This window comes from Streptomyces sp. NPDC048417 (assembly GCF_040651615.1).
GTDB lineage: Bacteria > Actinomycetota > Actinomycetes > Streptomycetales > Streptomycetaceae > Streptomyces.
In genome coordinates, this window is the sequence record NZ_JBEZKI010000049.1 from 68,309 (window position 1) to 80,202 (window position 11,894).

At 70.4% G+C, this 11,894-nt stretch carries 19 protein-coding genes; all 19 read left to right on the top strand.

The genetic code is table 11. From position 1 onward, the window contains the following. Positions 1-51 precede the first annotated feature (51 nt). Entirely contained in the window at positions 52-264 is a 213-nt protein-coding gene (locus AB0D59_RS47500) for a hypothetical protein (RefSeq protein WP_362578225.1), read from the top strand. A gap of 26 nt (positions 265-290) precedes the next feature. Continuing rightward, the gene (locus AB0D59_RS47505) at positions 291-935 is read left to right on the top strand and encodes a hypothetical protein (protein ID WP_362578228.1); all 645 of its coding nucleotides are present in this window, start codon (positions 291-293) and stop codon (positions 933-935) included. A gap of 279 nt (positions 936-1,214) precedes the next feature. Then, complete coding sequence (locus AB0D59_RS47510; RefSeq protein WP_362578231.1) at positions 1,215-1,682, top strand: RRQRL motif-containing zinc-binding protein; 468 nt, start codon at positions 1,215-1,217, stop codon at positions 1,680-1,682. A 29-nt stretch (positions 1,683-1,711) separates the two neighbouring features. Next, the gene (locus AB0D59_RS47515) at positions 1,712-2,284 is read left to right on the top strand and encodes a hypothetical protein (protein WP_362578234.1); all 573 of its coding nucleotides are present in this window, start codon (positions 1,712-1,714) and stop codon (positions 2,282-2,284) included. Between the two features lie 4 nt (positions 2,285-2,288). After that, positions 2,289-2,573 carry a hypothetical protein gene (locus tag AB0D59_RS47520; RefSeq protein ID WP_362578237.1) on the top strand — a complete coding sequence of 95 codons (285 nt, stop codon included), beginning with the start codon at positions 2,289-2,291 and terminating at the stop codon, positions 2,571-2,573. A 97-nt stretch (positions 2,574-2,670) separates the two neighbouring features. After that, positions 2,671-3,162, top strand: coding sequence for a hypothetical protein (locus tag AB0D59_RS47525; protein ID WP_362578239.1), 492 nt, complete (start codon positions 2,671-2,673; stop codon positions 3,160-3,162). 87 nt (positions 3,163-3,249) lie between these two features. Continuing rightward, positions 3,250-3,834, top strand: a complete 585-nt coding sequence (locus AB0D59_RS47530) for a hypothetical protein (RefSeq protein WP_362578242.1) — start codon at positions 3,250-3,252, stop codon at positions 3,832-3,834. Next, positions 3,831-4,172: a hypothetical protein gene (locus tag AB0D59_RS47535; RefSeq protein WP_362578245.1), complete on the top strand. Its 342-nt coding sequence runs from the start codon at positions 3,831-3,833 to the stop codon at positions 4,170-4,172. The genes AB0D59_RS47530 and AB0D59_RS47535 overlap by 4 nt, the downstream gene beginning before the upstream one ends. Further along, positions 4,169-5,110, top strand: coding sequence for an ATP-binding protein (locus AB0D59_RS47540; RefSeq protein ID WP_362578248.1), 942 nt, complete (start codon positions 4,169-4,171; stop codon positions 5,108-5,110). Before AB0D59_RS47535 ends, AB0D59_RS47540 begins: the two co-directional genes overlap by 4 nt. Further along, positions 5,107-5,460, top strand: coding sequence for a hypothetical protein (locus tag AB0D59_RS47545; RefSeq protein ID WP_362578251.1), 354 nt, complete (start codon positions 5,107-5,109; stop codon positions 5,458-5,460). The genes AB0D59_RS47540 and AB0D59_RS47545 overlap by 4 nt, the downstream gene beginning before the upstream one ends. A 10-nt stretch (positions 5,461-5,470) precedes the next feature. Then, entirely contained in the window at positions 5,471-5,803 is a 333-nt protein-coding gene (locus AB0D59_RS47550; RefSeq protein WP_362578254.1) for a hypothetical protein, read from the top strand. 73 nt (positions 5,804-5,876) lie between these two features. Further along, positions 5,877-6,191 carry a hypothetical protein gene (locus tag AB0D59_RS47555; RefSeq protein WP_362578257.1) on the top strand — a complete coding sequence of 105 codons (315 nt, stop codon included), beginning with the start codon at positions 5,877-5,879 and terminating at the stop codon, positions 6,189-6,191. A gap of 107 nt (positions 6,192-6,298) precedes the next feature. Further along, on the top strand, positions 6,299-6,607 hold the full coding sequence (locus AB0D59_RS47560; protein ID WP_362578260.1) for a hypothetical protein: 309 nt from the start codon (positions 6,299-6,301) through the stop codon (positions 6,605-6,607). 76 nt (positions 6,608-6,683) lie between these two features. Continuing rightward, complete coding sequence (locus AB0D59_RS47565; RefSeq protein ID WP_362578263.1) at positions 6,684-7,391, top strand: GGDEF domain-containing protein; 708 nt, start codon at positions 6,684-6,686, stop codon at positions 7,389-7,391. Next, a complete protein-coding gene (locus AB0D59_RS47570; protein ID WP_362578266.1) occupies positions 7,388-8,035 on the top strand; it encodes a hypothetical protein in 648 nt (215 codons plus the stop codon). The genes AB0D59_RS47565 and AB0D59_RS47570 overlap by 4 nt, the downstream gene beginning before the upstream one ends. Continuing rightward, positions 8,032-9,147 carry a sigma-70 family RNA polymerase sigma factor gene (locus AB0D59_RS47575; RefSeq protein ID WP_362578269.1) on the top strand — a complete coding sequence of 372 codons (1,116 nt, stop codon included), beginning with the start codon at positions 8,032-8,034 and terminating at the stop codon, positions 9,145-9,147. Before AB0D59_RS47570 ends, AB0D59_RS47575 begins: the two co-directional genes overlap by 4 nt. Beyond that, positions 9,147-9,920: a hypothetical protein gene (locus AB0D59_RS47580; protein ID WP_362578272.1), complete on the top strand. Its 774-nt coding sequence runs from the start codon at positions 9,147-9,149 to the stop codon at positions 9,918-9,920. Before AB0D59_RS47575 ends, AB0D59_RS47580 begins: the two co-directional genes overlap by 1 nt. Before the next feature lie 114 nt (positions 9,921-10,034). After that, complete coding sequence (locus tag AB0D59_RS47585) at positions 10,035-10,805, top strand: DNA polymerase III subunit beta (RefSeq protein WP_362578275.1); 771 nt, start codon at positions 10,035-10,037, stop codon at positions 10,803-10,805. A gap of 539 nt (positions 10,806-11,344) precedes the next feature. Then, a complete protein-coding gene (locus AB0D59_RS47590) occupies positions 11,345-11,641 on the top strand; it encodes a hypothetical protein (protein ID WP_362578278.1) in 297 nt (98 codons plus the stop codon). Positions 11,642-11,894: the final 253 nt, after the last annotated feature.

Below are 11,894 nucleotides of genomic sequence, written 5' to 3' on the forward strand. Positions count from 1 at the left end.
CCGGCCACACGCACCACCGTCCCTGTCCCCACCGCCCGCAAGGAGATCGCCATGCCGACCAACACCCAGACCCCGAAGCCGGTGCAGGGCTGGTTCATCCCCGCGCAGCCCACCGCCCCGGCCAAGCCGAAGATGCCGCTACTGAAGCGCCTCGCGCTGGCCGCCGCGGCCGTCCTCGCGATCGTCCTCGGCTCTCACGCCAACGCGGACGGCCAGCCCGCCACCCCCGCCCCGAGCCCGTCGGCCACGACGACCGGGCGGTGACAGCCGTGGAACTCAAAGTCCCGTGGATGAGCCGCTCCGACCGGCGCCGCTGGCGGTCCGCCCGGACCATCAGCGACCTCGGGGAGCTGATGGCCCTCTGGTTGGAGGGGAAGATTGCTTCCCGCCCCGGCTACCAGCCGCGGTACGGCCCCGACGATGAGACCGCGCACCTGGTGCCCACCCTCGCCGCCCTGTGCCGGGCCGGATACGTCACGACCTGCTCGCAGCCCGGACTTGTCGGCACCGGTGCGGACGGCCTGTGGTGGGAGCAGCGTGCCGCAGTCGAGCTGGTGGTCACCGACCCGAAGCTGTTCCACCGCCTGGTCGACGTCGCGTACGCCGCTGGGTTGATCGTCCGGATCAACGACTACCGTCCCGGTGGCGGTGCCCAGGAGCAGCCCGTCGTCGTCACCACCCGCGACGGCGAGGCCGTCACCGCGTTCGGCGGACGAATCAGCCGCGCGGACATGGCCATTCAGTGGCCTGGCCTGGACCGCGACCTCTACCTCGAGGTCAGCACCGGCACGTACCTCTCGATCGTCGCCCCCGAGTACGGGACCGCCGGCGAACAGATGTGGGTCGTGCTCGATTTCCTCACCGGCCTGCGCCGCAATGACCCAGCCGACCCGTGGGCGAGCAGCACCCAGCCGACCGGCCCCGCCCGCGGCTGACCTTCGCCCGAGCTCCGGTCGTTCCGGCCTGGTCCTTGTCCACCCGCCCCGGCGCGGTGGGCGAGGACCGGACAGGCCGACCGGCCGCCAGCACCACCCCGCGCCCCGCCGATGCATGCCGCGTCGGCGGGGCGTGCTGCTTGCTGCCCACTGACGTCTGGAGGACCCGCCCGTGCTCATCCCCCGACCGCGCCGCCGGATCGGCCGGCCCTGGCCCCTTCGCCCCGGTCTTCGCTACCCGCAGTGCCCCGCCAGGCTGCCCGGCGCCTGGAGGGCGTGATGGACCGCCCGAACGAAGACGACCTGGTCGACCTCTACGACGACGGCAGCTTCCCGGAGTACGGCTTCCTTCAAGCCCCGGGTGCTGTCGCGGTGTTCGCAGCGTTACGCGGGACCGGGCCCATACCCGAGACGGGACTCGTGACCCGCCGCCAGTTGCGCGCGCTGGGCTTGAGCCCCGGAGGCCAGGAGCCCATAGCGGGACTCACGTGGCGCAACGGGCTGCGAAAGGCCTGGTTCTACCGCATCGAACTGGCGGTTCCGAAACGGACACCCACCCTCGCCCAGGAGATGGCCCTGGATCGGGCGATGGCGGCGAGGCAGACGTGCCCCGAGTGCCGCAGGCGGTACTACGCGTGCCTCCCGCTGCGCACCCAGGGCCGATGCGACGCCTGCGAAAAGGGCTTCGAGCCCAGCCCCGACACCGTCATGATCCCGGCCCCGGACATACACCGGCTCGCCGCCTGACCAACGACCAGTCCTGAAGGAGAGCCCCCATGTTCCGCCTGTTCACCCGCAACCGCAGCACGATCGCCGAACCGTCGGCCCCCGAGCCGGAGCCGTGGCCGGAGAACTGGGCGCCCGACGGCGTCATGGTCGCCGAGCGCTACCACAACCAGGTCCTGGCCGTCGTCCTCGTGTACACCACCGACGCGAACGGTTCCTCCTGCGCGGTCGCCTGCCTGGGCTGCCACTACCAGACCATGAGCAACGGCCGGAGCGCCTACCGCTCCCTCTACTCGCTGGCCGACGCGGCGAAGGTCGCCAACGAGCACGCTTCCACGTGCCGGGCACTGGCCCGCCCGCTGCTCCCTCGCCCGGACGACAACGACGCCCGCGACCTGCTTCACAAGTGGGTGCACGGCAGCCGCAGCCGGAAGGAGGACGTCACCTTCCACCTCTGCGACTTCGACCTGGGGCGCCTGACCCTCCAGCGCACCCGCACCTGGATCGAGACCGAGCTGGAGCTCCTGGCCGCCGCCGAGCCCGACGTGCTGCACGCCAGCCGCTGCGAGTACAGCGGGGCCTTGGTTCTGCACATCCTCCGCCATCCCGATGACCGGAGCTGATTCAGTGCGCACCCGAACAGCCCTGCTGCTCGCGGCCGCCGTTCCGCTCACGGTCACGGCGGCCTCCGTCGCACTCAAGGCCGGCTCCTGGGAAGTGGTCGCCAACCGGCACGAGATCCGGCTTTCTCCCCGGCCCCGGCCGGACTGCCCCGACTGCCGGGGCGAGGGCGGCTGGTGGAGCGAGGGTCTCTACCCGGGCGGCGAACTGTGCTGGTGCTGGGACCGGCCGACACGGACTCTCCGGCTCCTGCCGCGACGGGACCCCTGGCCCGATGAACCCCCGTTCTGACGGATCCCCGTGCCGTCCCGACCAGCGACAAGCGCTGGCCGGGGCAGTGCGGAGGACCGGACAGCCCGGTCGCTCCGGAACCCCGAAGGAACTGCACATGACCGAGACCCTCACCCCGCCCACCGTCGCCGTCGGCGCGGACTCGCCACTCGCCCTCCTCTTCGACATCGCCCGCGAGATCGGCACGGTGGGCGACGACGAACAGCGTGACGACGCCGAAACCGCCGCCCTGGACCACATCTGGAACTTCTACCCCGACACCCTCGGCAAGGTCTTGCACGCAGAGGACTGGAGCGGCCGGCCCGCCCTGGCCGGGGCCGGACTCCAGCCGTGCGCCGTCGCCTACCTGGACGGCGGCCTGTGGCTGCACCACTCCAGCGACGGAGACCGCGAGCACGGCGTCCTCACCCTCATCGCGCCCTGCACCTGCGGACGCGGCTACATCGACACCGTCCTGGACGGCGAGGAGGACCTGCTGCAGGTCCTCACCGAGCTGCGCGCCACCGAAGGCCGCTTCCCGCACCACGGCGACGACCTCGACTGCGACAGCCAGCACCGTCTGCGCGCCTGGAGCGACGTCCGGCCGTGACAGCACGAAAGGGGCGGCTGGCGCGCTCGAACCGCGCCAGCCGCCCCAACTCCCCATCACCCACTGCGAGATCAGGAGAACACCAGCATGCCCCGTCTGCCCCTCACCACCGAGCGCCTGGCGCTGTTCGCCACCCTGCTGGCCACGTTCGGTGAACTGCACCCGTTCTGCGACCACTGGGTGCAGGGCTCGAAGTCGGCGTCCCGAAAGCGCCTGTACGGCGAGGACCTGGTCCACGCCGACGGCTCCCCGGCCGACCCGGACTCCCCCCACCCGACCATGACCGAAAGCCAGCTCGGCAGGCGTGCGGTGGCCTGCCACGTCGCCTCCTACACCGCCGTACAGGTGGCCGCGACCGTCGCGGTCACCCGGGCGTTCGGCTACCGCGTCACCCCCGGGGCACTGCTCGCCGGCACGGTCATCAACGCCGGGACGCACGCCGCGATCGACCGCGGCGCCTTACTGATGTGGCTCGCCCGCAAGAGCGGCAAGACCGGCTACATCGAACACTGCAAGGCCGTCCGCGTCGACGACAAGGACCAGGTCATCTCCGAGCTGACCGGCCCGGGCAGCGCGTGGATGGAGCTGGACGCGGCCCTGCACCGCGCGATCGGCGTCGGTGCCGCCGCCGTCACCACCTGGCTCACCACCCGCCCCGGCTCCCGCCGGTGACCCGCACCCGCCTGGAACGCGTACGCGCCTCGGTCGGCATCGCCCAGCTCGCCCTCCAGCAGATCGAGGACGACCTCACAGCGGACGACGTCGACCAGGCGGAGTTCGCCGCGATCCTGCGCGAGCTCATCGAGGACACCGACCCGCCCGCCGGACTCATCCCGGCCCTCGCGCAGCTGGTCACCGCCGCCGCGCGGCGAGCCGAGCAGATCGAACCCGACCGCGACGGCGACGCCTCCTGCCCGCTGCACGAGGCCGCCGAACTGCTCACCGACAACACCGGGATGCGCCTGCTCTGGGCAGCCAAGTCCCTTCACCCGCAAGGAGAATCCGCATGACCGATCTCTCGCCGCTGTACCCGCAGCTGCCGGAGAAGGCGCTGATCGGTGCCTCCGGTGCCGGTAAGTCGGTCCTTGCCAGCACGTGGCCCGACTTCCAGGTCCTCTCGCTGGACACCCTGCGCGGCTGGGTGAGCGACGACCCGGGGTGCCAGGACGCCAGCGACGACGCCGTCGACGCTCTCCACCTGCTCGTGGAGCGCAGGATGTCCCGCCGGCGCAACACAGTCATCGACGCGACGAACGTGTCCAGCGCAGCCCGGGCCCCGCTGGTCGCCGCCGCCAAACGCCACAGCATGCCCGCCATCGCGGTGGTCCTGGCGACGCCGGAGGACGTGTGCCTGGCACGGCAGATCCCGCGCCCGGACAACCGGACCGTCCCGGATGACACGGTCCGCGCGCAGCACAAGGCCAGGGTCCAATCCCACCAGTCGCTGCGCGGGGAGGGCTTCAACGAGGTCCTGTTCGCGGAGAACCTCTACCGTCTGGAGCCGTTCCTGCGGAGCCTGAGCCAGGCACGCGACGCCGACCTCGGACTGAACGGCGCCGCTGGCCTGGGAGACCTGCACCTGGTCCGCCGCATCTTCGGCCCCGAGATCCTGCCGCTGTGGCAGTGGAAGGACGGCTCCGACGTCGCGGGCGGCGACCGGGTCGCCGAGATCCGCCTCGGTCAGCTCTCTCTCACCCTGGCACTGCGCACGGACGTCGACGGCGAGGGCGACTACGGCTTCGACGTCATGGTGCCCTGCCCGTTTGACCCCGAGTGCGGCGGCTACGCGTGGGTGCCGGCCTGGAGCATCAGCTGCCTGCACCGGGCGCTCACCGGCCAGTCGGACAACCACGAGGACATCGTCTGCACCGTCCACGGCGGCTTCGACGACGTCGACCAGGAGGCCGACGACCACGCCGCACAGGCGCTGGAGGCGGTCGACGGATGACCACCAAGCTCACCCCCGGTGCCGCTTCCGGCTGGGACCAGGCCACCTACCGGTGCGGCCGGTGCGGAGCCGAGTCCACCGTCGCCACGGAAGAGGCCTACCTCCAGGCTGTCGGCGTCCACACCGACGCGCATGCGGTGTGGGACCGCCTGAACACCATCGAGCGCGACGGCTTCGTCTCGATCCTCCGCACGATCCTGTCCGCGCCGGAGCTCGGATTCGAGTTCCTGGCCCTCGCCGACCGGCTGCATCGCACGGAAGGCGACACACAGCCGCTGGCCGTACCCGGCACGACCACCCCACAGTCCGACCCTTCGCCGTCGAACGCGACGGCCCGAGCCACCGAGTAGGAGAACCTCCATGCCCACCACCGCGATCACCGCCGACGACATCATCCGCTGCTACGCCGCCGACATCGCCTACGTCGCAGAGGACAAGGACCAGGCCACCGACATCGGCACTCTCGCCGATCAGCTCGGCACCGCGGCCCGCAACTTCTCGATGGCCGGCATCAACGGCCACGAGGACGTGGAGACCGCTGCGACCTTCCTCGCCGAGGCCCACGACGCCACGGACGACACCGAGCGCACCGTGTTCCTCCGCAAGGCCGACAAGCTCCTCTCCCCCGTCGTCTGGGACATGACGCAGGAGTACCGCGACATGGTCGGCGACGGCGACGAGGACGACGACTGAACAGCACCGTTCACACGGCCGCCAGGCTCCTGGCGGCCCATCACCCTCCAGCTCGACTCCCAAGGAGGCCCTCGTGACCGCTCTTGCCCAGCCCACCGTCCACGACACGTTCGCCGCGCTGATGCTCTGCTTCACCGCGGATCTCGCCGCGATCGTCGGTGAGGAACCGCCGGTCGGTATCACCGAGACCGACTTCATCGACCTCGTGGAGCGCGCCATGCACGTCTTCGGCGTCGCGAACCGCGACCACCTGCAGCGCGCCAGCGAGGAACTGGACTACGCGGTCGGCCACCTCACCGACGCGCTGACCTACACGGGCTGCGAGCGACGCGATCGGCTGGCGCGAGCACGCACGCATCTGCGGTACGCCATCGAAACCACCCGCTGAACCTCCTGCGTTGAGCGCACTCTGTGCCGCCCCGGACCCCGCAACCGCTGGGGCCGGGGCGTTCGCAGTGGCCCCTCAACCCCGAGCAGCGAGAGGAGTTGGACGTCATGCCCCTGCCCTACTACGAGGTCGACGTCCCGATCAGGAACCCCGACCGGCCCGCCCTGAGCGGGGTGCACGTCTTCACCGGCCCGGCGGACAGTACCGGCGAGGCCCTACGCCTCGCCCACGGCGCCTACAACGACGCCGTCGCCGCGCAGCAGGCCGGACTCGAAGTCCCCCGCAAGCGGCCCGAGGGCTGGAGCGCACGTGCTGTGCGGCCCGGCTGGGAGCCGGACTGGATGGCCGCGTCAGCCGGCCCGTGGGACGACCCGTCCAGCTGGAGGCACCCCCACTCCAGCGACTTCGACCAGTAGCTCCGCCCCGGGACAGCCGCACGTGCTTGGCGGCTTCGACGGCTGCCCCGGGCCCACCCACCCCGTACGAGACGAGATGGAGGACACCAGTATGGCGTCCCACCTGCGCGCGCACGCCCTGATCGGGCAGCGTGCCCTCTACCTGACGACGGCCGCGATCCCGTTGACCGGATGGGCCGTTCATGCCGCCGCCCTGCGCCGGCGTTTGGCGGCGGCCCGCCGCGACCAGCTCACCGGCCTGCACGCCCGCCCCGGCTACGTCCAGCACGCGACCCGCCGCCTGAACCGCTGCGGCGACAAGACGATGCTCGTGTTCCTGGACGCGGTCGGCTTCAAGGCCATCAACGACACCCTCGGGCACGACGCCGGTAACGCCCTGATCATCGCCATCGCCTCACGCCTGGAGCAGTGGGTCGGGGACGACGGCATCGCCGCGCGCCTGCACGGTGACGAGTTCGCCGCCGCCCTCACCTGCCCGGTGTCCGATCGCGCCCGGCGCATGGAGCAGCTGCACCACGTGCTTCACCAGCCGGTCGACGTCGACGGCCAGGCGGTCGACGTCGCGGTGTCCATCGGCATGTCCAGCCCCAGCGACCTGCACTCGCGTGACTACACCTACGTGCTGCGCGGCGCGGAGGGCGCGATGTACGAGCACAAGCGGGAGGGCACCGGCCTGTACCGCATCGGTACCGACAAGCACGCCAACGAGCCGACGGTCAACGGCCGGCGCCTCGGGCGCACGGGCACCACCGCCCACCCTCTCGCCTCGGAGGACCCGCGATGACCCTCTCCCCCGTCGCGGACACCGCCCTGCTGGCCCGGCTGTCCCGCGAAGCCATCCCCACCGGCGAATACTTCCGCACCCGCACCCCGGCCGGATCGCTGCCGCTGACCCCCCAGCAGCAGCGCACCAACTACGAGAAGCTCGCCACGGTCTCCAGCCGGCCGCAGACGGCCCCGGACCACGACCTCACCCCGATCCGGTGCCTGACCATCCGCCCGCCCTGGTCGGACCTGATCGCGTTCGTCGACGACCAGGTCGCCAAGCGCATCGAGAACCGGGTGTGGACCACACAGTGGCGCGGCACCCTGCTCATCCACGCCGGAGCCGAAGTCGACATGAAGGCCCTGGCCCTGGCCGCCGTACGGGAGACGCTGGACGACGGCTACGAGCTGGTGCGCGGGTCCGTGGTCGCCGTCGCCGACCTCGTCGGCGTCCACGCCGACGACGGCGAGTGCACCCGCTGGTCCCAGCAGGGCTGCTTCCATTTCGAGCTCGCCCGGGTACAGCCGCTGACCACGCCCATCGGGGCCCGCGGCGCCCAGCGACTGTGGAAGCCCACGCCGAAGCTGCTGCGGAGGATCGGCGACGCCAACCCGCACCTGCGCGGCCGGCTCGCCGACGCGAACGCGGGGGTCGGCTCGTGACCATCACCGACACGACAACGCGGTCGGCCTCCGAGGCGGAGCAGCCGGTGGCCGCCATCGTCGACCGGGCCCGCGGCGGCGACCGCGAGGCGTTCGGCGTCCTGTACGCCCGCTACCAGCCGCAGATCTACGCCTACCTGCTGCGCCGTACCGGCGACCGGCAGCTGAGCGAGGACCTGACCGGCGACGTGTTCGTGCGAGCCCTGGCCCGCATCGGCGCGTTCACCTGGCGCGGCAGCGACTTCGGGGCCTGGCTGGCCACGATCGCCCGCAATCTGCTGTTCGACTACTTCAGGAGCTCCCGGTTCCGCCGGGAGTGGCCGACCGCAGACCTGCGCGACCACGACCAGGCCGTCGGTGACATCGGCGAACACGTCACCGAGCACATGGTGCGGGCCGATGTCCTCGCCGAGCTCCGCAAGGCCCTCGCCGGGCTGACACCCGACCAGTGGGAGTGCCTGTGGCTGCGCTACTGGCACGACCTGCCGTTCGATGAGATCGGCCGCCGTATGGGCCGCAGCATGTGGGCCGCCAAGATCTTGAAGCAGCGCGCGCTGCGCAACCTGAGTACCCCGGACATCAAGGCGGCGCTGCTGGAAGCGGCCCGTCCCGGACACCCCACGGCCGCCGCGGCGCCCAGCTCCCGCACCGGCTCGCCCTCGCAGGACTGCGCCGCCCCGCAGACCTCCCCGCGTATCCCGTCGCCGCGACGGCCCGCGCCCATGGACCATCAGGACTCTGGAAGGACCCGCCCCATGGCGACCCCCGACGCCACCGTCACGCTCACCCTGCTCACGGCCAGCCAGGCCGTGGCACTGGTCCTGCTGCGTGAGGGCTACCGCGAACGCAGCATCACCCAGCGCACCGGCGTCACCGCCGACACCCTGTACCCGCTCGCCGCCACCCACCACATCACCGCCCCGCACGGCACGGTGGAAGGCCACCGCTGCCACGAGGCCGCCGGCACCGAACCGTGCGACGGGTGCAGCCTCGCCGACGGACGCGACCAGGCCCGCGCCCGCGCCCGGCACCGCAAGTCCCTCGGCTCCCTGCCCCGATCCCTGCAGAGGCAGGCCACCCGCCGCACCGCACACCGGACGGCGGCACGCTGATGGAACCCATCCCGTACGCGCTCACCGGCTACCTGGACCGCGGCGTCGTCTCCTGCACCCGCCCCGGCACGGCTGCCTGGCGGCTGACCTCATCCCCCGACGACTGCACCGAGGAACAAGAAGCGATCATCCCGTGCACCACCAGCGACCCGGCCCTCGCGGACAGGGTGCTCAGGTGCCAGACCGGTGACCTGCTGCGCGTCACCGGCCACCTCACCCTCCCCGAGACCGCCGACGGCTACATCCGGCTGGACGTCGACACCCTTGAGGTCCTGTGGGAGGTGGCGCTGGAACTGGAGCAGCCTCTGCCGGGAGAAGACGACGCTGAGCCGGACGCACCGGAGACCGCAGACCATAGCGGCCGGCCCGCAGCAGTCCAGGCCCTGGCCGAAGCCCTCACCGCGCTCCCCCACCAGCACGGGCACGGAGACCAGCCAGGAATACGCCTCGTCATCGGCCCCGTCGACGACAACGCCCTGGACCTCACCCACGGCCACATCATCGACATCACCCCGGCCACCACCCACGAACTCGCCCGCGCGGTCACCGCGATGACCGCCATGTTCGCCAGCCTGCCCCCGCAGGACGCAATCAGCCTGGACCCGCTGACCATCGCCGAACTCACCGACTACTTCGACGACCTGGACCTCACCGAAGTCACCCGGGCCGTCCTCGATGAGACCCGGCCCGAGGACCGGCTCGCGGTCACCCGCGCCCTGGACGACATGTTCGGCGACATCCCCGTCACCGGCATCGACGACAACGACCAGTAGACCGCCGCCCGCTGTCCCGAACATCAGCTACACCGGCCTGGGCGGGCCGCCTCCACCTCGAGGCGGCCCGCCCAGGCCCTTTCACGCCCCCGCAGCCACGACGAAAAGGCCCTGATGAAACTCACCATCGACACCGACAAACTCGCCGACGCCGCCCAATGGGCGCTGCGCGCCGTCCCCGGCAACCCGCCCATCCCGGTGATGGCCGGCCTGCGGATCGAAGCCGTTGACGACAACACCCTGACCCTGGCCGGGTACGACCACTACCGCTCCGCCCGCGCGGCTGAGGACTGCGAGGTGTCCGAGCCCGGCACGCTCCTGGTCCCCGGCCGCGTCTTCACCGACATCGTCAAGGCCTTCCCCAAGGGCAAACCCACCACTCTGGCCCTGGACGGCACCGACCTCGCCCTGTCCTGCGGCACCGCGCACATCCTCCTGCCGACCCTGCCGCTGGACGACTACCCGACCCTGCCGACGATCTCCGCCGCGAGCGGTACGGTCGACGGCGCCACCCTGGCCGCAGCCGGCGCCCGGGTCGCGGCGGCCTCCTCCACTGACGAGACCCTCGTCAACCTGACCGGCGTCCAGTTCGGCCTCAGCGACACCACGATCACGCTGTCCGCGACCGACCGGTACACGTTCCACGTCGCCGACATGCCCTGGACCCCCAACCCGGCCCCCAGGGTGCGGCGATGCCGGTGGAACGGACCGCGATGGGCGATGCGGTGCGCCGTGCGGCGGTGGCGCGCATCGGGTGCGCCTACACGATGGACAGGCGCACCGGCTGGCCACCGGCCGGTGCGGGATACGCATCGAGGGCCTGGCCTATTCCGACGGCCTCCAGCTGACGGAGGGTGTCGGCGATGTCCTCGTGGTCCTCGGTGAGGAACTGCGCGGCGAAGTCGATGACGGAGCGGGCGATGCCTTCCGCCGTGTCCGGCTCGGCGTTGATGCCGAGAGACGAAGCCGATGCCTGTGGCACGCCTGCGCCACCGCGTTACCGTCACCTCTGTAAGACACCATCGGAACTGCTGGCCGCTGCGTCTCCTTCGGCGACGTTCCGAGGATTCGGACGAGATTGGGAGACTGTACGGCGGGTCCTTCGGGAGACGCCGCGAGGTGGACCAGGCAAAGGGCTGTGAGTCGCTACAGGCGAGATACGGCAGGGCGCTACGAGCACTGAGCGCGGAGAAGCCGGGGCGTGATTCACTGCCGGTCTGCTCCATCGCGATGTGGTGGAGCAGTGCCGTCTGCCGTGAGTGACTTTCGGGTTACTAACAACCTCCGAGAGAGCAGAAAGGGTTCGCCAGCAGTCCGGCGAACCCTCACGCAAGAGCGAACTTAATATGCTAAGCAGACCGACGGGGCGGCCGCCGAAAGCAGTTCTCCGGCCCGAACGCAAAGACCGAAAGGGTCAAATTAACATGAGTCGATGGATCATTCTCGCCAGCCCTGTAGATGGATATCCTGCCGAAACTTACCGGGTCGCCATAATTGAGGAGCTTGAAGGGAGTGATGTTGAGGCGAGAGAGATACTCTCCAGTCGGATCAACACCTACGACGGGCGCATCTCAAAGGTTAAGCGGCGCGAGGTGTATAAAATCTCGGAACATTCTTACATTCTTCGAATTCACGGACGGATGTCAAGCGATGCCTACTTGTTTCAAATGGCCGAATTGATTGCCGACGCGAGTGCGCCGGAAATGCCGGACGGCGTGTAGCGGCCGAAGGGGACGGCCGCATACTGCTGGGATTTCTGTGGCTGTCCAGTGCCGCGGCCGGTGACAGTGTGCACTGGCCATGGCCGTGCGTGAGCGCACCCATGGAAGTTTCTTCGGCCGATACCAGCTGAAATGGTCCCGAAAGTGGTAGTGGGGCGGGGGGCGCAAGGGCCCGGCGGGGCCCACTAGGCAACCGAAAAAAATTATATGAAAGAGCAGGCGAAAATATGAAAAAAAAAACATAACTAACAAA